Source organism: Stella humosa (genome assembly GCF_006738645.1).
Taxonomy (GTDB): domain Bacteria; phylum Pseudomonadota; class Alphaproteobacteria; order ATCC43930; family Allostellaceae; genus Allostella; species Allostella humosa.
Map to the genome: position 1 here is coordinate 4,944,451 of NZ_AP019700.1, position 20,031 is coordinate 4,964,481.

At 70.4% G+C, this 20,031-nt stretch carries 19 protein-coding genes; 7 read left to right on the plus strand and 12 right to left on the minus strand.

Annotation, left to right across the window (positions count from 1 at the left end; all coding sequences use genetic code 11):
- Window positions 1–31: 31 nt before the first annotated feature.
- Complete coding sequence (locus STVA_RS23180) at window positions 32–811, minus strand: alpha/beta hydrolase (protein ID WP_197735722.1); 780 nt, start codon at window positions 809–811, stop codon at window positions 32–34.
- Window positions 812–1,021: 210 nt separating this feature from the next.
- Here STVA_RS23180 and STVA_RS23185 point away from each other — a divergent pair, with 210 nt between their 5' ends.
- Window positions 1,022–2,017: a GlxA family transcriptional regulator gene (locus tag STVA_RS23185; protein WP_123692532.1), complete on the plus strand. Its 996-nt coding sequence runs from the start codon at window positions 1,022–1,024 to the stop codon at window positions 2,015–2,017.
- Between the two features lie 3 nt (window positions 2,018–2,020).
- Here STVA_RS23185 and STVA_RS23190 read toward each other — a convergent pair whose 3' ends face one another.
- The 6 genes from STVA_RS23190 to STVA_RS23215 all read right to left on the minus strand — a co-directional run bounded on the left by STVA_RS23190 (window position 2,021) and on the right by STVA_RS23215 (window position 8,471).
- Window positions 2,021–3,463 carry a serine hydrolase domain-containing protein gene (locus tag STVA_RS23190; RefSeq protein WP_170216593.1) on the minus strand — a complete coding sequence of 481 codons (1,443 nt, stop codon included), beginning with the start codon at window positions 3,461–3,463 and terminating at the stop codon, window positions 2,021–2,023.
- Window positions 3,464–3,545: 82 nt separating this feature from the next.
- Entirely contained in the window at window positions 3,546–5,087 is a 1,542-nt protein-coding gene (locus STVA_RS23195) for an ABC transporter substrate-binding protein (RefSeq protein WP_123692536.1), read from the minus strand.
- 28 nt (window positions 5,088–5,115) lie between these two features.
- A complete protein-coding gene (locus tag STVA_RS23200; protein ID WP_123692538.1) occupies window positions 5,116–5,838 on the minus strand; it encodes an SDR family NAD(P)-dependent oxidoreductase in 723 nt (240 codons plus the stop codon).
- A gap of 14 nt (window positions 5,839–5,852) precedes the next feature.
- The gene (locus STVA_RS23205; RefSeq protein WP_197735723.1) at window positions 5,853–6,590 is read right to left on the minus strand and encodes an SDR family oxidoreductase; all 738 of its coding nucleotides are present in this window, start codon (window positions 6,588–6,590) and stop codon (window positions 5,853–5,855) included.
- 10 nt (window positions 6,591–6,600) lie between these two features.
- Entirely contained in the window at window positions 6,601–7,650 is a 1,050-nt protein-coding gene (locus tag STVA_RS23210) for a TauD/TfdA family dioxygenase (protein WP_123692542.1), read from the minus strand.
- Entirely contained in the window at window positions 7,647–8,471 is an 825-nt protein-coding gene (locus STVA_RS23215; protein WP_170216594.1) for a GntR family transcriptional regulator, read from the minus strand. Before STVA_RS23215 ends, STVA_RS23210 begins: the two co-directional genes overlap by 4 nt.
- 137 nt (window positions 8,472–8,608) lie before the next feature.
- Between STVA_RS23215 and STVA_RS23220 the strand changes: the two genes are divergently transcribed.
- The 6 genes from STVA_RS23220 to STVA_RS23245 all read left to right on the plus strand — a co-directional run bounded on the left by STVA_RS23220 (window position 8,609) and on the right by STVA_RS23245 (window position 14,671).
- Window positions 8,609–9,526, plus strand: a complete 918-nt coding sequence (locus STVA_RS23220; protein WP_123692546.1) for an ABC transporter permease — start codon at window positions 8,609–8,611, stop codon at window positions 9,524–9,526.
- Entirely contained in the window at window positions 9,526–10,449 is a 924-nt protein-coding gene (locus tag STVA_RS23225; RefSeq protein WP_123692548.1) for an ABC transporter permease, read from the plus strand. Before STVA_RS23220 ends, STVA_RS23225 begins: the two co-directional genes overlap by 1 nt.
- Window positions 10,446–11,441, plus strand: a complete 996-nt coding sequence (locus STVA_RS23230; protein WP_123692550.1) for an ABC transporter ATP-binding protein — start codon at window positions 10,446–10,448, stop codon at window positions 11,439–11,441. The genes STVA_RS23225 and STVA_RS23230 overlap by 4 nt, the downstream gene beginning before the upstream one ends.
- Window positions 11,438–12,439, plus strand: a complete 1,002-nt coding sequence (locus STVA_RS23235; RefSeq protein WP_123692552.1) for an ABC transporter ATP-binding protein — start codon at window positions 11,438–11,440, stop codon at window positions 12,437–12,439. The genes STVA_RS23230 and STVA_RS23235 overlap by 4 nt, the downstream gene beginning before the upstream one ends.
- A gap of 26 nt (window positions 12,440–12,465) precedes the next feature.
- Window positions 12,466–14,253 (plus strand): M28 family peptidase, encoded by a 1,788-nt coding sequence (locus STVA_RS23240; protein ID WP_170216595.1) that lies wholly within the window; start codon window positions 12,466–12,468, stop codon window positions 14,251–14,253.
- A 67-nt stretch (window positions 14,254–14,320) separates the two neighbouring features.
- Window positions 14,321–14,671 carry a RidA family protein gene (locus tag STVA_RS23245; protein WP_123692556.1) on the plus strand — a complete coding sequence of 117 codons (351 nt, stop codon included), beginning with the start codon at window positions 14,321–14,323 and terminating at the stop codon, window positions 14,669–14,671.
- A gap of 19 nt (window positions 14,672–14,690) precedes the next feature.
- Here the strand turns inward: STVA_RS23245 and STVA_RS23250 are convergent, their stop codons facing one another.
- The 5 genes from STVA_RS23250 to STVA_RS23270 all read right to left on the minus strand — a co-directional run bounded on the left by STVA_RS23250 (window position 14,691) and on the right by STVA_RS23270 (window position 20,023).
- Window positions 14,691–15,158 carry a hypothetical protein gene (locus STVA_RS23250; RefSeq protein ID WP_123692558.1) on the minus strand — a complete coding sequence of 156 codons (468 nt, stop codon included), beginning with the start codon at window positions 15,156–15,158 and terminating at the stop codon, window positions 14,691–14,693.
- Window positions 15,155–16,258: an ABC transporter ATP-binding protein gene (locus STVA_RS23255; RefSeq protein ID WP_123692560.1), complete on the minus strand. Its 1,104-nt coding sequence runs from the start codon at window positions 16,256–16,258 to the stop codon at window positions 15,155–15,157. Before STVA_RS23255 ends, STVA_RS23250 begins: the two co-directional genes overlap by 4 nt.
- Complete coding sequence (locus tag STVA_RS23260) at window positions 16,258–17,952, minus strand: ABC transporter permease (RefSeq protein ID WP_197735724.1); 1,695 nt, start codon at window positions 17,950–17,952, stop codon at window positions 16,258–16,260. Before STVA_RS23260 ends, STVA_RS23255 begins: the two co-directional genes overlap by 1 nt.
- Before the next feature lie 25 nt (window positions 17,953–17,977).
- Window positions 17,978–19,027, minus strand: a complete 1,050-nt coding sequence (locus tag STVA_RS23265; protein WP_197735725.1) for an ABC transporter substrate-binding protein — start codon at window positions 19,025–19,027, stop codon at window positions 17,978–17,980.
- A gap of 99 nt (window positions 19,028–19,126) precedes the next feature.
- Window positions 19,127–20,023 (minus strand): ketopantoate reductase family protein, encoded by an 897-nt coding sequence (locus STVA_RS23270; protein ID WP_123692562.1) that lies wholly within the window; start codon window positions 20,021–20,023, stop codon window positions 19,127–19,129.
- Between the last annotated feature and the right edge of the window lie 8 nt (window positions 20,024–20,031).

The window sequence follows — 20,031 nt, forward strand, 5'->3', positions numbered from 1 at the left end:
CTCCACTGAGGGGGCGGGCCGTTCCGCCTCGCTAGGGCAACCGGGCGTCTATCCAGCCCAGGATGTCCGCCATCACCCGGTCGCGGCCGACATCGTTCAGCAGGTCGTGGGCGTGGCCCTCGTAGAGCTTGAGGGTCTTGTCCTTCGCCCCCGCCCGGTCGAAGAACATCTGGCTGCCGGCGGGCACCGTCGCCTTGTCGGCCGTGCCGTGCAGGATGAGCACCGGCAGGGTGATCGTCGCGAAATCCCGCTTCAGCCGCTCGTTGGCGCGCACCAGGGCCGCCACGGTCTTGGCCGGCTGCACCTCTCCCTTGGTCAACGGGTCGGCATCCAGCGCGCGCAGCGCATCGGGGTCGCGGGTGAAATCCTTCATCTTCAGAGTCAGCACCGGCAGGCCGGGAGCGAGGCAGCTCAACCCCTTGATGATGGCGAGCACGAAGTCGGGTGCGGGCACCTTGAAGGCGAAGCTCTCGCAGACGAGGCCGGCCAGTTCGCGCTGGTGGTCGAGCGCATAGGTGCAGGAGACGACGCCGCCGGCGCTGTGGCCCAGCAGGAACACGGGCAGGCCGGGCTCGCGCGCCTTGGCGAGCCGGATGACGTGGCCGAGGTCGCTCGTGTACTCGGCGATGTCGTCGACGTAGAAGCGCCGCCCCTCCGACTTGCCGCGGCCGCGCAGATCGAGCGCGTAGACGGCGAACCCCGCCTGGGCGAACTGCTCGGCGGAGCGGAGATACTGGCCGCTGTGGGAATTGACGCCATGGCAGATGACCAGCACGGCGCGCGCGGCGGCCGGCGGCTGCCACGACCGCATGAAGATCCGGACTCCGCCCTGTCCTGCGAATGTTTCTTCTTTCATCGCGACGCGCTACCTCGTTCTGGAGTGACCGCAAGCATGCGCCGGCCGTCGCCGAGGGGTGGAGCTCTGGCGGCTAGCCCATAATTTGCACGGGCAATCAGGCTATCGCGCGCACCACATCCGGGGGATGGACGGAAGTGACAATATCGGAGCCGGAGGTGACAGATGCGGGCTGACCGGCCGGCCGAGATCGGCCTCATCCGCTTTCCCGGCTCGCAGGCGACGACCGTGCATGGCCTGACCGACCTCTTCTCCTATGCCAACCACTTCGCCGGGGCCCGAGGCGGGCGGACCACGCCCGCGCTGCGCGTCCGCCACTGGCAAGCGGATCCCGGATCGGACACCGTCGCCTGCACCTTCGACAGCCATCCCGGCCCGGACGGCCCGCCGGCCGTGGTCATCCTGCCGGCCACCCAGATGGCGCCGATGGCGCCCGGCTGCTCGCCCGCCAGCGTCGAATGGGTCCGCGCCCGCCACGCCCAGGGGGCGATCGCGGCCGCGGTCTGTGGCGGGGTGTTCCTGCTGGCGGAATCCGGCCTGCTGGCCGGCCGCCGCGCCACCACCCACTGGATGTTCGCCGAGGAACTGGGGCGGCGCTTCCCCGGCATCGCCATCGAGCCGGAGCGGGTCGTCATCGACGACGGCGACATCGTCACCGCCGGCGGCGTGCTGGCCTGGGCGGACCTGGGCCTCTCCCTGGTGGACCGGCTGTTGGGGCCGACGGTGATGCTGGATACCGCGCGCTTCATGCTGTTCGACCCGGCCGGGCGCGAGCAGCGCTTCTACAGCGGCTTCGCGCCGCGGCTGCAGCATGGCGACCGGGCGATCCTGGGCGTGCAGCACTGGTTGCAGACGCAGGCCACCCAGCCGGTAGCGGTGGCCGACCTGGCCGGGCGCGCCGGCCTGGGCCAGCGCACCTTCCTGCGCCGCTTCGTCAAGGCGACCGGCCTGCGGCCGACGGAATACCACCAGCGCCTGCGCATCGCGCGGGCCCGCGAGTTGCTGGAATTCGGCGGCGACACCGTCGAGCGGATCGCCGCCGTCGTCGGCTACGAGGATGCGGGCGGCTTCCGCCGGGTCTTCAAGCGGGTCATGGGCCTGTCGCCGGCCGACTACCGCCGCCGGTTCGGACGGCCGGCGGCGATGCCGGCCGTCCGCTGACCGTCAGAGGTCGAGTACCGCCCGGCCCACGCCGTCGAGCGCGGCCAGGTCCATCGGGTGCTCGGTCTCGTTCGTCACCACGATCGCCACCCGCTGGCGGCGGAGCAGGATGATGCGCTGGTCGGAGGCGCCCGACGCCCAGACCGTATCGGCCGGCAGGCTGGGGAAGGTGCCGTTGACGTTGCTGCGGAAGCAGGCGGCATATTCCGAGCCGACATGGGTCTGGCTGGTGACGTAGTCGACCCAGCCCTCCGGCAGCAGGCGCTGCCCGTCCCATACCCCGTCCTGGAGGAAGAGGGCGCCGAAGCGGCCATAGTCGCGCAGCGTGCCGGCGCCCGAGCCCGAGCCGATGAAGTTGCCGACGCAATCGGCCGAGTGCTGGTAGCCGGCCATGCCGATGCGGTCGGCCAGCAGGCCATAGACCGTCTCGTGATAGGGCAGCCCGCGGGCCTCGATGCGGTCGCGGATGATCGCACCCAGCACGTTGAGGCCGGTATTCATGTAGCGATAGGTCGAGCCCGGCAGCGTCGCCACGATCGCCCGCTGGGCCGTGTCGAACGCATCCTCGCCATTGTAGTAGACGAAGTTGTTCTCGAAATAGAGCGCCCCCTCGCCCTTCTCGTCGACCGCCTGGAAGGCCAGGCCCGAGCGCATCCGCAGCAGGTGGTCGAGCGTGATGAGGCGATGGACGTCGCGCGGATCGGTCCATAGCGGCGCGGGCGCGGGGTCGTAGACCGAGCCCAGCCACCCTTCCTGGATGAGCCGGCCGATCAGGGTCGCGGTCACCGCCTTGGTCATCGACCAGCTAGGCGTCGGCCGGTCGGGCGCGCCCTCGGCGCCGTAGCGCTCGGCCAGGATACTCTCCGGCGTCGCCACCAGCACGCCATAGATGCCGGGCGAGGACGACAGCAGCCCGTCTATCGCGCGCTCCAGTGCGGGCGAACCGGCGGGCGCACCCTTGCCCCACGGCCCGTCCACGGCCGGGGCCCGCCGAATCGGTGTGGGCTCGAACGCCAGTTCCGCGCGCTCGCCCAGCACGATCCCGCCATAGCCGGGACGGGCGATGGCCGAGCCCCGCACCGGCTCGCCGAAGGCCGGGTCGGTCCAGGTGACGGTCACCCGGCGATCGCCGTCGTCATGGGCGACGGCGATGGCGCCCGCCTTCCAGGCGGCCTCCAGCTCGGCCTGGCGGGGCGCCAGGTCGGGCTCGGTCGTCAGGTCGCCGGACTGGCCGATGGCGCGCAGGCGGATGCGCCCGTCGGCCGCCGTCCGCGACAGGCCGGTGACGTAGAGCATGTCGACGTAGCGCTTGGCGAGAAAGGCCACGACCTTGCCCCGCAGCGCGCGCGGCCGGGCGTCGAAGACGTAGGGGCGCGGCAGGGCCGGCGAGCGGGCCGGCATCAGCAGCGGCGTGCGGTCGAAGAAGGGGCCGGTGGGGCGGGTCATGGCGGGTCCGGGATCGGGGAACGGGGATCGACGGGGGCGAGTGAGGGGCGGGGATGGAACGCTCCACCCCGCCCCTGCCCGGCTACTTCCAGCGGCTGGCGGAGAACTCCGGCAGGTCGTCGGCGTGGGGCGTGAACTCAAGCTGCCCCGACATCGCATAGTACTTGGCCGAGGTGAACAGCGGGACCCAGTAGGCCTGCTCGGCGATGCGGATCAGCGCCTTGCGATAGTTCTCCTTGCGGACCGCCGGGTCGGTGTTGGTGTCAGCGATCGTCAGCCACTCGATGACCTGCTTGTCCTGGGCCAGGTCGTCCGGGCTGCCGCGGAAGAAGTAGCTGGCGGAGCCCGAGACGTCGTTCATGCCGTAGGACGCCCAGCTACCCTGGATGAGCTGTGCCTCGCCGCTGCGCCACTTAGGCCGCAGCGCCTCGTACTGCAGCATGCGCAGGCGGGCCTTGATGCCGACCTTGGCCAGGTCGCCGATCACCGCCTCGGCATATTCGCGCTGGCGATAGGAGTAGAGGTCGACCTCGAACCCGTCCGGCACGCCGGCCTCGGCCAGCAGGGCCTTGGCCTTGGCCGGGTCGTAGGCGTAGCGCGGCACGTCCTGGGTGCAGCCGAACTGCGTCGGGTAGCAGGCGGCCTCGATGACCTCCGACACCTCGCCCACGAGGCCCTTGGCGATCGCCTGCTTGTTGATGGCGTGGTTCATCGCCTGACGGACGCGCAGGTCCAGCATCGGCGACTTCGGCCCACGGCCTGCGGCATCGAGCTGCAGGTAGTTGAGCCGGCTGATCGAGACCTGCTTCACCGCCACGCCGCGACGGCCGTCGAGCTGCTTGGCCTTGTCGGGCGCCACGTCCCAGATCAGGTCGAGCTGGTTCGTCATCAGCAGGGCGAGCTGGGTGTCGAGGTCGGGGATCGTGCGGACATGGACCTTGCCGATGGTCGGCTTGGGCCGCGAGCCGTCGAAATAGGCCGCGTGCTTCTCCAGCATCACGCCCTCGCCCGGGTCGATCGAGCGCACCTTGTAGGGGCCGGTGCAGATCGTCTTGACCGCGCCGAAATCCTTGGGCGCCTTGCCCTGCGCGCCGGCGCGGAAGGGCGGGGCCTTGTCGTAGTGGCCGGCCGGCAGGATCGGCAGCGGGCCGGAGACATATTCCAGCGCCGCCGGGAACGGCTCCTTCAGCAGGATGCGGACCTTGTCCTCGCCGATCGCCTCGGCACTCTTGATCCACTTCACGTTCGACTGCGCGATGACCGCGTTGTCGGGGTTGGCGATGTGGTTGAAGGTGTAGGCGACGTCGGCGGCCGAGAACTTGCGCCCGTCATGGAAGACGACGCCTCGGCGCAGGTCGAATTCCAGCGTCAGGTCGTCGACCCAGCGGTGCGCGGTGGCCAGGCCCGGCTGGTACTCGCCCGACTTCGGCTCGCGATAGAGCAGGTTGTCGCAGACATTCCGGTACATCACCACCGACTCCCGCGTCTGCGAGTAGTAGGGGTCGATGCTGGGCGCCTCCTGGCTGATCGCCCAGGTCAGCGTGTCGTTCGACTTGCCGGCCGAGGCCGGGGCGGCGAGCGCGCAGATCGCCGCGCCCGCCAGCAGGAAGACTTTCGCTCTCATCCTTGCAGCTCCTGTTCGGTATCTTTTCTTAGGGTGCGACCAGCCCGCCGATCGACAGGCCGCCGCAGACATGCAGCAACTGGCCGGTGACGTAGCTGGCGCGTCGGTCGAGCAGGAAGGCGACGGCGTGCGCCACCTCCTCCGGCTGGCCGGGCCGGCCGAGCGCGATCGAGTTCCACAGCCGGGCATCGGTGGCGTTGCCGTCCTGTGGGCCGGCGTCCCCGTCCTCGGCGATCAGGCCGGGGGCAATGGCATTGACCGTGATGCCGTCGGCCGCCAGCTCCAGCGCCCAGGTGCGGGTGATGGTGTTGATCGCGCCCTTGGTGGCGGCAAAGAGGTTGCGCCGTTCCTGGCCCAGCGCGTCGCGGCTGGAGATGTTGACGATCCGGCCGAAGCCGGCAGCCCGCATCGCCGGCAGTACCGCCTGCACGCATAGCAGCGGCTGGGACAGGTTGGCCGCGACCGCGCGGTCGAAGCCGGCGACGGTGAAGTCGGCCAGCCCGCCCGGCATGTCGCGGTCGGCGTTGTTGACCAGCCGGGTGACGCGATAGGCGGCCGCGATCTCGGCCAGGGCTTGGCGGGTCGCGGTGGCATCGTCCAGGTCGGCCAGGAAGAAGGGGCCGGCGTCGCTGCCGTCGGCCGGCGGCCGGCGGTCGAGGTTGACGACGAGTTGCCCGTCCGCGCGCAGGCGCTCGGCGATGGCGCGGCCGATGCCCTGGCTGGCACCGGTGACGAGGGTGGCTTCGGGCATGGGAGTGGTTTCCATCACGCGGCCTGCACGCCGACCGCCTGGCCGCCGCAGACATAGAGAATCTGGCCGGTGATGAAGCCGGCCCGGGCGTCGAGCAGGGAGGCGACGGCGTGGGCGACCTCGGCCGGCTCGCCGAAGCGGCGCATCGGCACCGAGCGCAGGATGGCGTCGGTGCGCGGGTCGCCCGGCGGATTGCCCTTCTGGAACAGCTCGGTGTTGATCGGGCCCGGCCCGATGGCGTTGACCGTGATCCCCTGCTGGGCGAATTCGAGCGCCCAGGTGCGGGTCGCGGCCAGCAGCCCGCCCTTGCTCATGCCGTAGGTGGTGCGCAGCTCCTTGCCCATCAGCGTGCGGCTGGAGATGTTGACGACCCGCCCGAACCCGGCCGCCTGCATGCCGGGCAGCAGTGCCTGGAAGCAAAGGAAGGCGCTGCGCAGGTTGACCGCCAGCGACCGTTCGACGTTCTCCAGGCTGACCTCGCCCACCGGCTGCGGCCAGACGATGCCGACATTGTTGACCAGCCGCGTCACCGGCCCGTCGGCCAGCACGGCGGCGAGCACGGCCTGGGTGGCCGCGGCGTCGCCCAGGTCTACCTGGAGGAACTGGCCCACGGCATCGGGCTTCGGCGCCTGGATGTCGAGGTTGACGACGGCATAGCCGTCGCCATGCAGGCGGCGGACGATGCCCTCGCCGATGCCGCTGCTGCCGCCGGTGACGACGACGCGGCCGGTGGCTTCTGCGTGAACGCTCATGCCCATGGCCCTAGTACTGGGCCGCGGCGGCACCGACATCGACGGTCGAGCCGCGGACATAGCCGCTGGCGACGCCGGGCGCGATGTCGCGGAACCCCTCCACCCGGAGCCAAAGGCGCAGCATCAGGCGGCGCAGTGCCGGATCGGCCTGCTCGACCCAGCCGGTACGGGCATGCAGCATGGTGTAGTTGCTGATGATCTGCAGGTCGCCCGGCTGCAGGTCCATGTCGAGCCGGTTCTCGGGCGCCAGCGCGCGCTCGAGCAGCAGGTCGAGGGCGGCGCGCTCGCGCATCGGCAGTGCGGTGCCAAGCTTGCGCTGGGCGGTCTCGATCATCTTGGCGTTGAAGACGCAGCTGAGCTTGCCGGCATGGTAGGTGAAGATCGGGATGCGCCCGTCGGTCACCTCCTGGCCGCTGGAATTGGCGGCATCGCCGCGCATGTCGTAGAGGTAGCCGTCATAGAGCGGCCCCAGCAGGTCGGGCGCCCGCTCCAGCACGTCGTTGTGGAGCGTGACGGCGCTGACGACGCGGCTGATGCCACCCGAGCGCGCCTTGCGCACGCACAGCAGGGCCACCACGTCGGCCGGATCGGTATGGGGCAACTGCTCGGCCGAGGTGGCCGAGCCGTTCACGTTGGGGGCGTTGTAGTCGAGGCCCTGGTCTGTGATGTGGGCGATCAGGTTGTCGCGCACGCCCCCCAGATTGAGGCTGGCGCGCTGCGGCAGTGGCCGGCCGATCTGGATGCCCAGCCCCCACAGCAGGCTGCTCAGCACGTCGGCATCGTATTTTTCGACCGGCAGGCCGCGGATCAGGGCCGCCCCCCGGCCGTTCTGCACCTGGTCCAGGACCGACCGCATCACGCCCTTGAGGATCGGCAGGTCGAAGTCCGCCGCCGCGAACTCGCCCGCGCGCAGGCCCCGCGCGCCGACCGCGGCGATCGCCCCGTCGATCTCGGCCAGCGCGTCGGCCGTCAGTTCGTAGACCCAGGAACGGTCCCGCTCCATGTCCGCCACCTTCCAGGCGGATCGGTCGGTTACCGGCAGGTGCAGCATCTCGGTCATGAAGTCCTCCGCCGCCGCGCGCGCGGGCGCCCGGCACTGTCGTCGAGAGCAGGTTCAGACAAACCAGAATCGGACTCGGGGCCGGCCTCCAGCCCAGCCGCCCGCGCCTTCAGCAGGCGTCGCTTGCCGGCCAGCACATGGTCCTCGCCCAGGATGCGGGCGCGATCGCCGTCGCCGGCCTGGATCGCCTGGATGATGGCGACATGCTCGGCATTGGATTCGCCCATCATTGGCGGCGCCGACAGCACACCACGGCGCGACAGATGGGCTTCCTTCAGCAGCGTCTCGTAGATCTGGGCGGCCTTCCCATGGCCGGAGAAGGCCATCAGGGCATCGTGGAATTCGAGGTTCGCCTGGTAGTAGCGACGGCCGTCGCCCGCCTCCAGCGCCTGGCCCATGCCCTCGACCATGGCCGCCAGCCGGTCCTTCTGCTCGCGGCTGCCGCCGGTCGAGATCAGGGCGCAGGCGAAGCCGGTCAGCAGGGCACGCATGTCGTAGAGCTCGAGCAGTTCGTCGGTCGAGACCTCGCGCACGAAGACGCCGCGGTTGGCAATGCTGGTCAGGAGGCCACTGCGCTCGAGCGCGCTCGTAGCCTCGCGCACCGGGCCTCGGCTCACGCCCAGCTGGGCCGCGATCAGCTGCTCGCTGACCCGCTCGCCGGCCTTGATCTCGCCGCTCAGGATCATCCGCTCCAATTCCTTGTGCACGATCGTGCCGAGCGATTCCGAGCGCCGCTGCGCGATCGCCGCGGCGGCGGCCGGAAGGCTGGATGCCGAGGCACTGGACGGTGGGGGCTTTGGCGGCAGGCCGGCTTTGCTCATCCGGGAATTGAGCGGCGAAAACTGGAAACTGTCAACACTTACCCTGTTGACAGTTTCCATTCATCGACGGACCATCGGGCCATGCACAGACGCCCTTCCCCGCGCCTTGGCGCCGGCACCGCGCCGGCCGCGGCCCGATGACCCAGTTCATCCTGCGGCGTCTCGGCCTGGCGCTGGTGGTGGCCATGCTGGTGTCGACCTCCACCTTCCTGCTGCTGCGCCTGGCGGCCGACCCGGCCCAGGTGCTGGCGGGCGAAGGGGCGACCGTCGCCGACATCGAGAACATCCGCCGCATGTACGGCTTCGACCAGCCGTTGCTGGCGCAGTACTGGCACTGGGCCTTGCGGGCGCTGGGTGGCGACTTCGGCGATTCGCTGTTCCTGAAGAGCCCGGTGCTCGACCTCATCGCCGACCGCGCGCCGGTCACGATCACGCTGGCGCTCTGCTCGATCGGGCTGGCGCTGGTGGTGTCGATCCCGCTTGGCGTGGTGGCAGCGCTGAAGCCCAACACAGCCCTCGACCGCATCGCGCTCGGCACCGCCGTCGTCGGCCAGGCGATGCCCAGCTTCTTCTTCGCGCTGCTGCTGATCCTGGTCTTCGGCGTCCACCTGGAATGGCTGCCGATCAGCGGCAGCGACAGCTGGCTGCACTACGTCATGCCTTCCATCGTGCTGGGCTACTACGCCATGCCGGCCCTGATGCGGCTGACCCGCGGCGGCATGCTGGAGGTGCTGGGCTCGGACTATATCCGCACCGCGCGCGCCAAGGGGCTGCGGCCGCCGGCCGTCCTCTTCAAGCATGCGCTGCGCAACGCCATCGTCTCGGTGGTGGCGGTCGCGGCGGTGCAACTCGGCTTCATGCTGGGCGGGTCGGTGGTCGTCGAATCCATCTTCTCGCTGAACGGGCTGGGCCGGCTCGCCTACCAGTCGATCCAGCGCGCCGACTTCGACACGATCCAGGCGATCATCCTGATGATCGCCGGCGTCTATGTCCTTCTGACCTTCCTGGCGGACGTGCTGAACGCATGGCTCGATCCGCGGATCCGGGTGTCCTGATGTCGGCGACAGGCGATCTGGGCACGCCGCCCTTCCGCGCGGTGGTGGCGGCCGAGCCGGCAGCCCCCTCGCCCGCCACCATCCTGCGCCGACGGGCCCTGTCCCATCGCGGCGTCACCATCGGCGGCGGGGTACTGGCGTTCATCTTCCTGATCGCGCTGGCGGCCCCGCTGCTGGCGCCGCACGACCCCTACGCCCAGGACCTGAGCCGCCGGATGCTGAAGCCGGTGTGGGAGGCGACGGGCACCTGGTCCCACCCGCTCGGCACCGATTCCTTCGGCCGCGACTACCTCTCGCGCATCATCTATGGCGCCCGCGTTTCGCTGCTGATCGGCTTTGCCGCCATGCTGCTGTCGGGCCTGGTCGGCACGGCGCTGGGCGTGGCGGCCGGCTATTTCGGCGGTCGGGTCGACATGGTGGTGACGACGCTGGTGACGACGCGCCTGGCCATGCCCGCCATCCTGATCGCGCTGGCGGTGGTGTCGCTGGTCGGCAGTTCGTTGTGGATCATCATCCTGGTGCTGGGCCTGCTGCTGTGGGACCGCTTCGCCGTCGTCATGCGGGCGGCCACCCAGCAGGTGCGCCATCTGGACTACGTCGCGGCCGCCGAGGCGATCGGCTGCTCGACCACGCGCATCATACTGACCGAGACGCTGCCCAACGTCGCCAACCCGCTCATCGTCATCGCCACGCTGGAGATCGCGCACGCCATCCTGCTGGAGGCGGCGCTGTCCTTCCTCGGGCTTGGCGTGCAGCCGCCGACGCCGTCCTGGGGCCTGATGATCTCCGAAGGCAAGAGCTTCATGTTCTTCGAGCCCTGGCTGATCTGCATCCCGGGCTTCGCGCTCTTCGCGCTCGTCATGTCGGTCAACCTGCTGGGCGACGGCATCCGCGACGTGACCGCACCCGAGAACCGCAATTGAGCGCGCTGCTGGAGATCGACGGGCTGGAGGTCGACCTGCCGGTCGCCGCCGGCACCTTGCGAGCAGTGCGCGGCATCCGGCTGTCGGTCGAGCGCGGCCAGACTCTGTGCGTGGTCGGGGAATCCGGCTGCGGCAAGTCGCTGACCTCGCTCGCCATCATGGACCTGCTGCCGGCCCGCGCGGTGCGCCGGGCACGCCGGATGACGCTGGCGGGCGAAGACCTCCTGTCGGCCACGCCCGCGCGCATGGCCGACCTGCGCGGCCAGCGGCTGGCGATGATCTTCCAGGAGCCGATGACCAGCCTGAACCCGGCCTGGTCGATCGGCAACCAGCTCGAGGAGGCCCTGCTGCGCCATCGCCGGGTGCGCCGGGCCGAGGCCCGCGACCGCGCCGTCCACCTGCTGGAGCGGGTCGGCATCAGCTCGGCCGCCAGCCGGCTGGGGCAGTATCCCCACCAGCTTTCGGGCGGCCTGCGCCAGCGGGTGATGATTGCCATGGCGCTGATGTGCGGCCCCGACCTGATCATCGCCGACGAGCCGACGACCGCGCTCGACGTCACCATCCAGGCCCAGATCCTGCGCCTGCTGGCCGACCTCCAGCGCGAGTTCTCGATGGGGCTGCTGCTGATCACCCACGACCTGGGCGTGGTGTCGCGCATCGCCGACCGGGTAGCGGTCATGTATGCGGGCGAGATCGTCGAGACCGGCACGGCGCTGGAGGTGCTGGCCCACCCCCGCCACCCCTATACACAGGGTCTGATCGGCTGCATCCCACGCCCCGGCACCGGGGCGGCCGGCCAGCGCCTGGGCACGATCCCCGGCATGGTGCCGAACCTGGCCCGGCCGATCGCCGGCTGCGGCTTCATCGACCGCTGCCCCGAGCGCAAGGCCCATGCCTGCCGCCAGCCGGTGCCGCTGGCGGCGATCGGCACCGGCCGCGCCAGCCGCTGCGTCCTGGCGGCGGCCGCCGAAGAAGAACGTGTGCCGGCATGACCGTCCTGCTCGAGGGCCAGCAGCTCTACCGCTCGTTCCAGGTCGGCACCGGTTTCCTGAAGCCCAGGCGGACCCTGCATGCGGTGAATGGCGTATCCCTGTCGGTGCGCCGGGGCGAGGTGCTGGGGCTGGTCGGCGAATCCGGCTGCGGCAAGTCCACGCTGGCCCGCACGCTGCTGGGCGCGCTGGCGCCGAGCCGGGGCGAGATCCGCTTCGCCGGCAAGCCGCTGGCCGCGGCCGACCGGCTGGAACGCGCGCGGCGCATCCAGCCGATCTTCCAGGACCCCTATTCCTCGCTGAACCCGCGCCGCTCGATCGCCGGGATCATCGGCCAGCCGCTGCTGGTCCATGGCGTCGGCGACGCGGCCGAGCGCCGGCGCCGGGTGGCCGAGCAGATGGACCTGGTCGGCCTGCCGCGCCGGCACGCCGATTCCTACCCCTCGCAGCTCTCGGGCGGGCAGCGGCAGCGCGTCGCCATCGCCCGCGCCCTGGTGCTGCGCCCGCAACTCGTGATCGCCGACGAGCCGACCTCGGCGCTGGACGTGTCGGTGCAGTCGCAGATCCTGAACCTGCTGCTCGACCTGCGGCAGGAACTGGGGCTGACCTACATCCTGATCAGCCACAACCTGGCCGTCGTCGAGCACCTGGCGACGCGGGTGGCGGTCATGTATCTGGGTCGCATCGTCGAGGAGCGCACGACCGAGCGCCTGTTCGCCGGTGCCTGCCACCCCTATACCCGGGCGCTGCTGTCGTCGGTGCTGACGCCCGACCCGACGGCCGGCATGCCCGACGCGCCGCTCGGCATCGCCTTTCCCAACCCGCTCGACCCGCCGTCGGGCTGCGCCTTCCACCCCCGCTGCCCGGACGCCCAGCCGCTCTGCGCGGCCAGCAAGCCGGCGCCGGTGCGGGTCGATCGCGGCATCGACGGTGGCTTTGCCGAATGCCTGCGCTGCGAGCCGGCGGCCCCCGCCCGGCCCCATCCTGTCCCCGTTCACTGAGCCATTTCCCGCACGGAACCCGAGCCATGCCCGATCACACCATCGCCGAGCAGGCCATCCTCGACCAGCTTTCGGTCGCCAACGTCGAGCGCACCACCATCCAGATCGGCGAGGAGATCCCGTCGCGGCTGGCCGGCTCCGAGAACGGCCGGCGCATGGCCGAGTACAGCCGCGACCGCATGCTGGCCGACGGCATCGAGGCGCGTGTGCACGCGTTCCCCGGCCTCGTCAGCTTTCCCGGCCCCGCCCGCCTGCGGGTGACGGCACCCGTGGAGATGGAGATCGAGGCCAACACGCTGGGCCACAGCGAGCCGATCGAGAACATGACGGGCGAGGTCGTCTATGTCGGCTCCGGTGCCTACGCGGACTATGTCGGGCTCGACGTGCGCGGCCGCATCATCCTGACCGAGCTGTCCTACGCCCCGGCGCGGCACGAGAAGCAGCGCATCGCGGCCGAGATGGGGGCAGCCGCCGCCATCATGATGAACTGGGGCCGGCCCGAGGACACCGCGGTCCCGTTCGGCTCGGTCAAGCCCGCCTGGGGCAACCCGACGCCGGAGACCTTCCGCGACGAGATGCCGACCATCCCCTGCATCGCCACCGCGCGCTCCACCGGCCTGAAGCTGAAGGCGCTGTGCGAGGCGGGCCCGGTGACAGTCGAGCTGAGCGCCATCGTCGACAATCGCTGGACGCCCGTCCACCTGACCGAAGGCGTGATCCCCGGTACGCGCAGCGACGATTTCGTCGTGCTGGCTGGCCACCAGGATTCCTGGCCCGGGCCGGCATCGACCGACAATGCGTCGGGCAACGCCGTCATCCTGGAGCTGATGCGGGTCTTCCACCAGAACCGCCACAAGCTGCGCCGCGGCATCACCGCCGGCTTCTGGACCGGGCACGAGACCGGGACCATGGTCGGCTCCACCTGGTATGTCGACCGGAACTGGCGCCGGCTGCGCGACCATGCGGTCGGCTACATCCTGATCGACCAGCCCTCCTGCACCGGCACGATGCGCTGGGGTGCGTCGTCCAACGTCGAGTTGAAGCGCTTCCACCAGGCGATCGAGGGTCGCCTGCTGGGCAACCGCTCCTATTCCTGGGAGCGCAAGAAGAAGCACGGCGACTGCTCCATGTTCGGCATGGGCATCCCGATGATCTTCGCCATGGGCCAGTTCTCCGAGCAGGAGCTGAAGGAGACGGCGCTGGCCAACTGGGGCTGGTGGCACCACACGCTGGACTGCACGATCGACAAGGTCGACTTCGAGTTCATGGTCGACCACCTGCGCATCTATGCGGCCTACCTGTGGGAGCTCTGCACCGCGGTCGTCCTGCCCTACGCCTATACGGAAAGCGCGCAGCAGTTCGTGAAGCGGCTCGAGGACCTGTCGCCGGCTGGCGAGGCGATCGGCATGGACGAGGCCCTGGCGGCGGCCCGCAAGCTGCACGCGCAGGCGGTTGCGTTCGATGCCTTCTGCGACGGCTGGCGGACCCACTACGCCGCTGCGCCGGCTGCCAACGAGGCGGGGGGCGACGAAGCGGCAGCCGATGCCATCAACCTCGCGATGAAGCGCGTGAACCGCCTGCTGATCCCGCTGTCGAGCACGGTGCGGGGCACCTACGAGCACGATGCCTACGGGCTGACGGCGCAGACGACCGTGCTGCCCGCGCTCTACGAGGTGGGGGTGTTGGCCAGCCAGGAGACCCCGGCGCGCTGGATGCTGGAAACCAAGCTGCGGCGCGAGGTGAATCGCACCGCCGACACGCTGCAGGATGCGACCGAGCTGCTGGCCGACACGATGGCGCGCTGGCCGCGATAGCCGCGCGCACCGCCCGCGGCATAGGATCGGGACGGCACATCCCCGCCATCTACAGGAGCATCCAGCCATGAAGCGCATCGAACCCGGCTCCCGCCTCAGCAAGGCGGTCGTCGCCAACGGCTTCGTCTACATCTCGGGCCTGACCGCACGCGAGAAGGTGCAGGACGTCGCCGCCCAGACCACCGACATCCTGGCCCAGATCGACGGCTATCTCGCCGCCGCCGGCACCGACAAGAGCCGCCTCGTGATGTGCAACATCTGGCTCGTCGACATCGGCACCTTCAACACCATGAACGGTGCCTGGGAAGCCTGGGTCGACCCCAAGAACCCACCCGCCCGCGCCACCGTGGAATCCCGCCTGGGCGGCCAGGGCAACCTGGTGGAGATCAGCGCCATCGCGCTGGCGCCGACGGCCTGAGCGACCAGGCAAGGCCCGCCTACGGGCGGACCTTGCCGGCCAGGTAGGCCTCCATCGCCGCCCGGTCCAGGAACTCCGGCGTCGTGTCCGGCACGCCCAGGTAATAGATCGTGAAGGCCGGTCGACCCGCCGCCAGCGCATCGGCGCCGGCCGCGAAATGCAGCTCCAGGCTGGGATGGTCGGCCAGCAGGCGACGGGGCACGACGATGTCGGCCCCGGCCGCCACGGGACGGGCCGCGGCAAAGGTCGTGCGGGCGCCGCCGAACGGGTCGACGCCCTCGACCAGCAGGTGCAGCCCCTTGCCCGAGCGGTCGAGGACGCGGATCACCACTTCGGTCCGATCCTCGTCGGCGTGGCGCAGGACCGCCCATTCCAGGGCCACGTCGGCCGAGGCGTAGTGGGCATCGGCACCATGGATGCGCTCGGCCGCCCAGGCCGCGGGAAGCGCCAGGCAGAGCAGGATCGCGGCGACAAGGCGGGTGATCATGGCGTGCCCTCCGGCAGGATCTGCACGCCCTGGCGCGGCAGGGTGACGATGACGGCGCTGCCGGGCGGGAATCCGGCCCCCTCGGCCGGGTCGAAGGCGACGGCGTGGATCTGCTCCCCGCCGACCGCGACTTGGTATTCGACCTTCTCGCCCAGATAGGTGCGCAGGCGCACGGTGCCGGGCAGGCCCACGCCGGCGGCGGCCAGCGCCACCGATTCCGGCCGCACGACGAGGCGCACCGCCATGCCCTGGCGCAGACCGGCCTCGCCGGCGGCAAGGGTGACGATGGAGCCGGCAACGGCGACCCGGACCGTACCCGCCGCCACCGCCTCGACCGTGCCGCGGAGCAGGTTGGAGCGGCCGATGAACTCGGCCACGAAGGTGCTGGCCGGCCGGCGGTAGAGCGTCTCGGCGTCGCCCAGTTGGACCACCTCGCCCTTGTTCATCACGGCGATGCGGTCGGAAATCGCCATCGCCTCCTCCTGGTCGTGCGTCACATAGACCGACGTGATGCCGAGGCGCTTCTGCAGGCTCTGGATCTCGCCGCGCATCTGCACCCGCAGGCGGGCGTCGAGGTTCGACAGGGGCTCGTCGAACAGCAGGACGCGCGGGCGGATGACGATGGCGCGGGCCAGCGCCACGCGCTGCTGCTCGCCACCGGAAAGCTGGCTCGGCAACTGCCGCTCGTAACCGGCCAGGCCCACCAGTTCCAGCACCTCGCCGACGCGCCGCCCGATCTCGGCCGCCGGCGCCTTGCGCACGCGCAGGCCGTAGGCGACGTTCTCGGCCACCGACAGATGCGGGAAGAGCGCGTAGCTTTGGAAGACAAAGCCGATGTCGCGGTCGCTCGCCAGCCAGTCGGTGACGTCGCGGTCGCCGATACGGATGCGGCCGGCACTGGGCTCCTGGAAGCCCGCGATCATGCGCAGGGTCGTGGTCTTGCCGCAGCCGGACGGCCCCAGCAGCGTCATCAGCTCGCCCGGCTCGATCGTCAGGCTGACGTCGCGGGCGGCATAGACCAGCCCCTTCACGCGGTGGCGGAACTGCGCCGACACCCCGTCCAGCCGGATGCCGACGGGGGCGCCGGTGGCGGCCGCCATCACCCGCCGCCCATGCCGGCGACCGGCATTTCCTGGCCCGTGCGCAGCCGCCGCAGCAGGGCGTTGACGGCGGCGGTCACGATCATCACCACGATGATGACGAAGACGGAGAAGGCGGCGGCCGGCCCCAGCGCCAGCTCGGTCATGTTCTCGAGGATGCGCACGGTGATCAGGGTCCAGTCGATGGACACGAGGAAGATCGTGGCGCTGATCGCCGTCATCGAGCGGATGAAGACAACGCCGAGGCCGGCGAAGAAGGCCGGCATGATCAGCGGCAGGACGACGCGCCGGAAGGTGGTGCCGCCCTTGGCGCCCAGGCTCTCGGACGCCTCCTCCAGGCTGCGGTCGATCTGGTGGAGCTGGGCGATGGTCGCGCGGATGCCGGTCGGGCTGTAGCGGAAGACGTAGCAGGCGATGATGATGAGCGCCGTGCCGGTCAGCGCCACCGGCGGGTCGTTGAAGGCGATGAGGTAGGCGATGCCGACGATGGTGCCGGGCAGGGCGTAGTTCACCATCGCCGCCATCTCCAGCACCTGGCGGCCGGCAAAGCGGCCGCGCGCCACGATGTAGCCGACGAGGACGCCGTAGAGCCCGCCCAGCGGCATGCCGATCAGCGCGATGATCAGGGTGTCGCCGATCGCCTTCTGCCCCTCGGTGAAGATCACGCGGTAGTGGTCGAGCGTCCACGTGTGGTTGGCGCCGAACGCCTGCACCAGCGAGGCGAAGATCAGCAGCGCATAGAGGTAGAGGACGAAGAGCGCGACCAGCAGGCAGGCGCCGACCAGCAGGATGCGGGCGGCCGGCGACACGCCCTTGGACGAACCGGCCGAGCCCGACTTGCCGGTGACCGTCACATACTGCCGCCGCCCCACCCAGTAGCGCTGGGCGACATAGACGACGAGTGCCGGCACCAGCAGCACGAAGGACAGCACCGCCCCGCCCTGCAGGTCGAAGAGGCCGGTGATCTGCAGATAGGCCTCGGTCGGCAGGACCGGGAAGCGGTTGCCGGCCAGGATCAGGGGCGTGGCGAAATCCGCCAGCGAGCAGGCGAACAGCAGCAGGAAGGCGTTGGCCAGCCCCGGCACGGCCAGCGGCAGGGTGACGGTGCGGAAGAGGTGCAGGCGCCGGCTGCCGAGGCTCATCGCCATCTCGTCCAGCGTGTTCCCCATGGCCGACAGGACCGGGCGCAACGTCAGGTAGGCGATGGGAAAATAGGTCAGCGTCTCGGCCGCCAGCGTGCCCGACAGGCCATAGATGGTGACGCCCTTCAGGCCGAGCAGATCATGGGTGATGAGGCCGCGCGGCCCGAACGAGAAGATGAGCGAGATCGAGGTGGTGAAGGGTGGCGAGATCAGCGGCAGCAGGGTCGCGATGTCGAGGAAGCGCACCCAGCCCGCCGACAGGCCGGCGCGGGCGGCGGTGAAGGCGAAGAGGAAGCCCAGCGCCGTGCCGATCACCCCCACCAGCGTCGCCAGCAGCAGGCTGTTGAAGAAGGCCGCCCGATGGTTGGGCTGGGCCAGCACCTCCAGCAGGGGGGCGATGCTGGGCTCGCCGCCGACCACGAACACGCGCGCCAGCAGCGCCCCCAGCGGATAGAGCACGAAGAAGGCCAGCAGGCCCGCGATCACCAGCGCCGTGATCGCCAGCGCCGGGTCGCGCATCCGCCGCCGGCGCACGGCCGTGGTCGCCATCATCCTTGCCCGAGACAGCGCCCCCGTCTTACGGCAACACCTCGGCGATCCAGCGGGCGACGAACTTCTTGCGGTTGTCCTGGGCGTAGGCGTCGTCGATCGGGAAGATCTTCGCTTGCTTGAGGATGCCAGCCAGCGACGCCTCGGTCTCGACCTTGGGGTGGGCCGGCACGAAGTTGATCTTGTGCTTAGCATAGAGCGACTGCATCGCGGGGCTGGTCGCCCAGTCGATCAGCTTGCGGCCGGCCTCGGCGTTCTTGGCGCCCTTCAACAGCGCGATGCCCTCGGCCGCGGTGCCGATGCCCTCGCGCGGGAAGCTGATCTCGACGTCGTAGCCCTTGGCCTTGGTGTCGAGCGCGTCGACGATGAAGAAGATGCCGCCCGCGGCCTGGCCGAGCCCCACCGGCAGCGTGCCGCCGCCGCCGCTCTTGGTGTAGAGCTGGACGTTCTGGCGCAGCTTCTTGAGGTAGGCGAAACCCTTCTCCTCGTCGCGGCCGTTCACCTCCATGACCGAGAAGATCCGGGTGACGGCGGTGCCGGACGTGCGGGCGTCGGCCATCTGGAGCATGTTGCGATAGGCCGGGTTCAGCAGGTCCTCCCACGAGGCCGGCGCCTTCAGCCCGTTCTCCTTGAGGAACTTCGCGTTGGTCATGAAGACCAGCGGGTCGTCGGCGATCGCCACCCAATGGCCGTTCGCCTCGCGGAAGCGCTCCGGCAGTTCGGCGAAGGCCGGCGGCTTGTAGGGCTCGAACACCCCCTCCTTGACGCCGGCGGCGAAGGTCTCGACCGGGCCGCCGAACAGCACGTCGACGCGCGGGTTGTTCTTCTCGGCCATGACGCGGGCCAGCGCCTCGCCCGACGAGAAGCGCAGGAAATTCACCTTGATGCCGGAGGCCGCCTCGAACTCCTGCAGCATCGGCCGGGCCCAGTTCTCGGGCCAGATCGAATAGGCGTTGAGCGTCTGGGTCTGGGCCTGGGCCGCCGACAGGACGGCCGAGATCCCCGCCACGGCCATGCCCAGAGCCGTGGCGATCCGCCGGACGACGCGCCCCGGCTCGGTTGCGATCGCTTCCACCATGGTCTCCTCCCGCCGGAGCATGCTGCCCCGAACCATTACCGTTTTGTTACGGCAATGTTGCGGGTTCCGCGCGGACCTGTCGAGAGGCCGTGATGCCGCTCAGGCCGGGCGCCGGGACTCCTGGAGCTTCACCATGGCCCACAGGGCGCGGTTGACCGGGGTGGGAATGCCCAGCGCCTGGCCCTTGCGCACGACATAGCCGTTCAGGTGGTCGATCTCGGTCGGCTTGCCGCGGGCCATGTCCTGGGCGGTGGACGAATACTGGCCCGGCATGCTGGCGGCGACGCCCAGCACCATCGCCTTCACCCCGTCGTCCAGGCCGATGCCCAGGCCCCGTGCCACCGCCAGGCATTCGTCGACCGCGTCGGCCATGACGTCGGTGACGCCGGGAACCGCCACCATGTGGCCGTAGGACACCTGGGCCACGGCCGACAGCGCATTGTGGGCGCAGTTGGTGACGAGCTTGCCCCACAGCACCGTCTCGACCGCATCGGAGACCGTCGTGGGGATGCCGGCGGCGCGGAACCCGGCGGCGATCGCCTCCACCCGGTCGCCGGTGCCGACGACGATGTCGCCGCGACCATGATGCTTCACATGGCCCGGGGCGGGGATGCCGGCCGCGACATAGACGACGGCGGGCACGGCCGGCCGGCCCAACACGCCGGACAGGCGGGTGGCGTTGTCGACGCCGTTCTGGAACGAGAAGATGGTGGCGTCGGGCCGGAGATGGGGCCGGATCGCCTCGCCCGCCGCCTCGGTGTCCGACGACTTCACGCAGAACAGCACCACCTCGGCATCGGCCAGCGCGGACGGCTCAGTCGACGCGCCCAGGGCAACCCGGTCGTCGAAATCCGCCATCTCGAGCCGCAGGCCGCCGGCCGCGACCTGGTCGACCAGCGCCTGGCGCCCGATCAGCGTCACGGCGTGACCGGCCCTGGCCAGCATGGCGCCATAGTAGCAGCCCACGGCACCCGCACCCATGATCGCAACCTGCATCCCCGCTC

Excerpts from the sequence above, each read along its gene's own strand:
- STVA_RS23180 (WP_197735722.1), bottom strand. The coding sequence starts at position 811 with ATGCGGTCGTGGCAGCCGCCGGCCGCCGCGCGCGCCGTGCTGGTCATC.
- STVA_RS23185 (WP_123692532.1), top strand. The coding sequence starts at position 1,022 with ATGCGGGCTGACCGGCCGGCCGAGATCGGCCTCATCCGCTTTCCCGGC.
- STVA_RS23190 (WP_170216593.1), bottom strand. The coding sequence starts at position 3,463 with ATGACCCGCCCCACCGGCCCCTTCTTCGACCGCACGCCGCTGCTGATG.
- STVA_RS23195 (WP_123692536.1), bottom strand. The coding sequence starts at position 5,087 with ATGAGAGCGAAAGTCTTCCTGCTGGCGGGCGCGGCGATCTGCGCGCTC.
- STVA_RS23200 (WP_123692538.1), bottom strand. The coding sequence starts at position 5,838 with ATGCCCGAAGCCACCCTCGTCACCGGTGCCAGCCAGGGCATCGGCCGC.
- STVA_RS23205 (WP_197735723.1), bottom strand. The coding sequence starts at position 6,590 with ATGAGCGTTCACGCAGAAGCCACCGGCCGCGTCGTCGTCACCGGCGGC.
- STVA_RS23210 (WP_123692542.1), bottom strand. The coding sequence starts at position 7,650 with ATGACCGAGATGCTGCACCTGCCGGTAACCGACCGATCCGCCTGGAAG.
- STVA_RS23215 (WP_170216594.1), bottom strand. The coding sequence starts at position 8,471 with ATGAGCAAAGCCGGCCTGCCGCCAAAGCCCCCACCGTCCAGTGCCTCG.
- STVA_RS23220 (WP_123692546.1), top strand. The coding sequence starts at position 8,609 with ATGACCCAGTTCATCCTGCGGCGTCTCGGCCTGGCGCTGGTGGTGGCC.
- STVA_RS23225 (WP_123692548.1), top strand. The coding sequence starts at position 9,526 with ATGTCGGCGACAGGCGATCTGGGCACGCCGCCCTTCCGCGCGGTGGTG.
- STVA_RS23235 (WP_123692552.1), top strand. The coding sequence starts at position 11,438 with ATGACCGTCCTGCTCGAGGGCCAGCAGCTCTACCGCTCGTTCCAGGTC.
- STVA_RS23240 (WP_170216595.1), top strand. The coding sequence starts at position 12,466 with ATGCCCGATCACACCATCGCCGAGCAGGCCATCCTCGACCAGCTTTCG.
- STVA_RS23245 (WP_123692556.1), top strand. The coding sequence starts at position 14,321 with ATGAAGCGCATCGAACCCGGCTCCCGCCTCAGCAAGGCGGTCGTCGCC.
- STVA_RS23250 (WP_123692558.1), bottom strand. The coding sequence starts at position 15,158 with ATGATCACCCGCCTTGTCGCCGCGATCCTGCTCTGCCTGGCGCTTCCC.
- STVA_RS23255 (WP_123692560.1), bottom strand. The coding sequence starts at position 16,258 with ATGGCGGCCGCCACCGGCGCCCCCGTCGGCATCCGGCTGGACGGGGTG.
- STVA_RS23260 (WP_197735724.1), bottom strand. The coding sequence starts at position 17,952 with ATGATGGCGACCACGGCCGTGCGCCGGCGGCGGATGCGCGACCCGGCG.
- STVA_RS23265 (WP_197735725.1), bottom strand. The coding sequence starts at position 19,027 with ATGGTGGAAGCGATCGCAACCGAGCCGGGGCGCGTCGTCCGGCGGATC.
- STVA_RS23270 (WP_123692562.1), bottom strand. The coding sequence starts at position 20,023 with ATGCAGGTTGCGATCATGGGTGCGGGTGCCGTGGGCTGCTACTATGGC.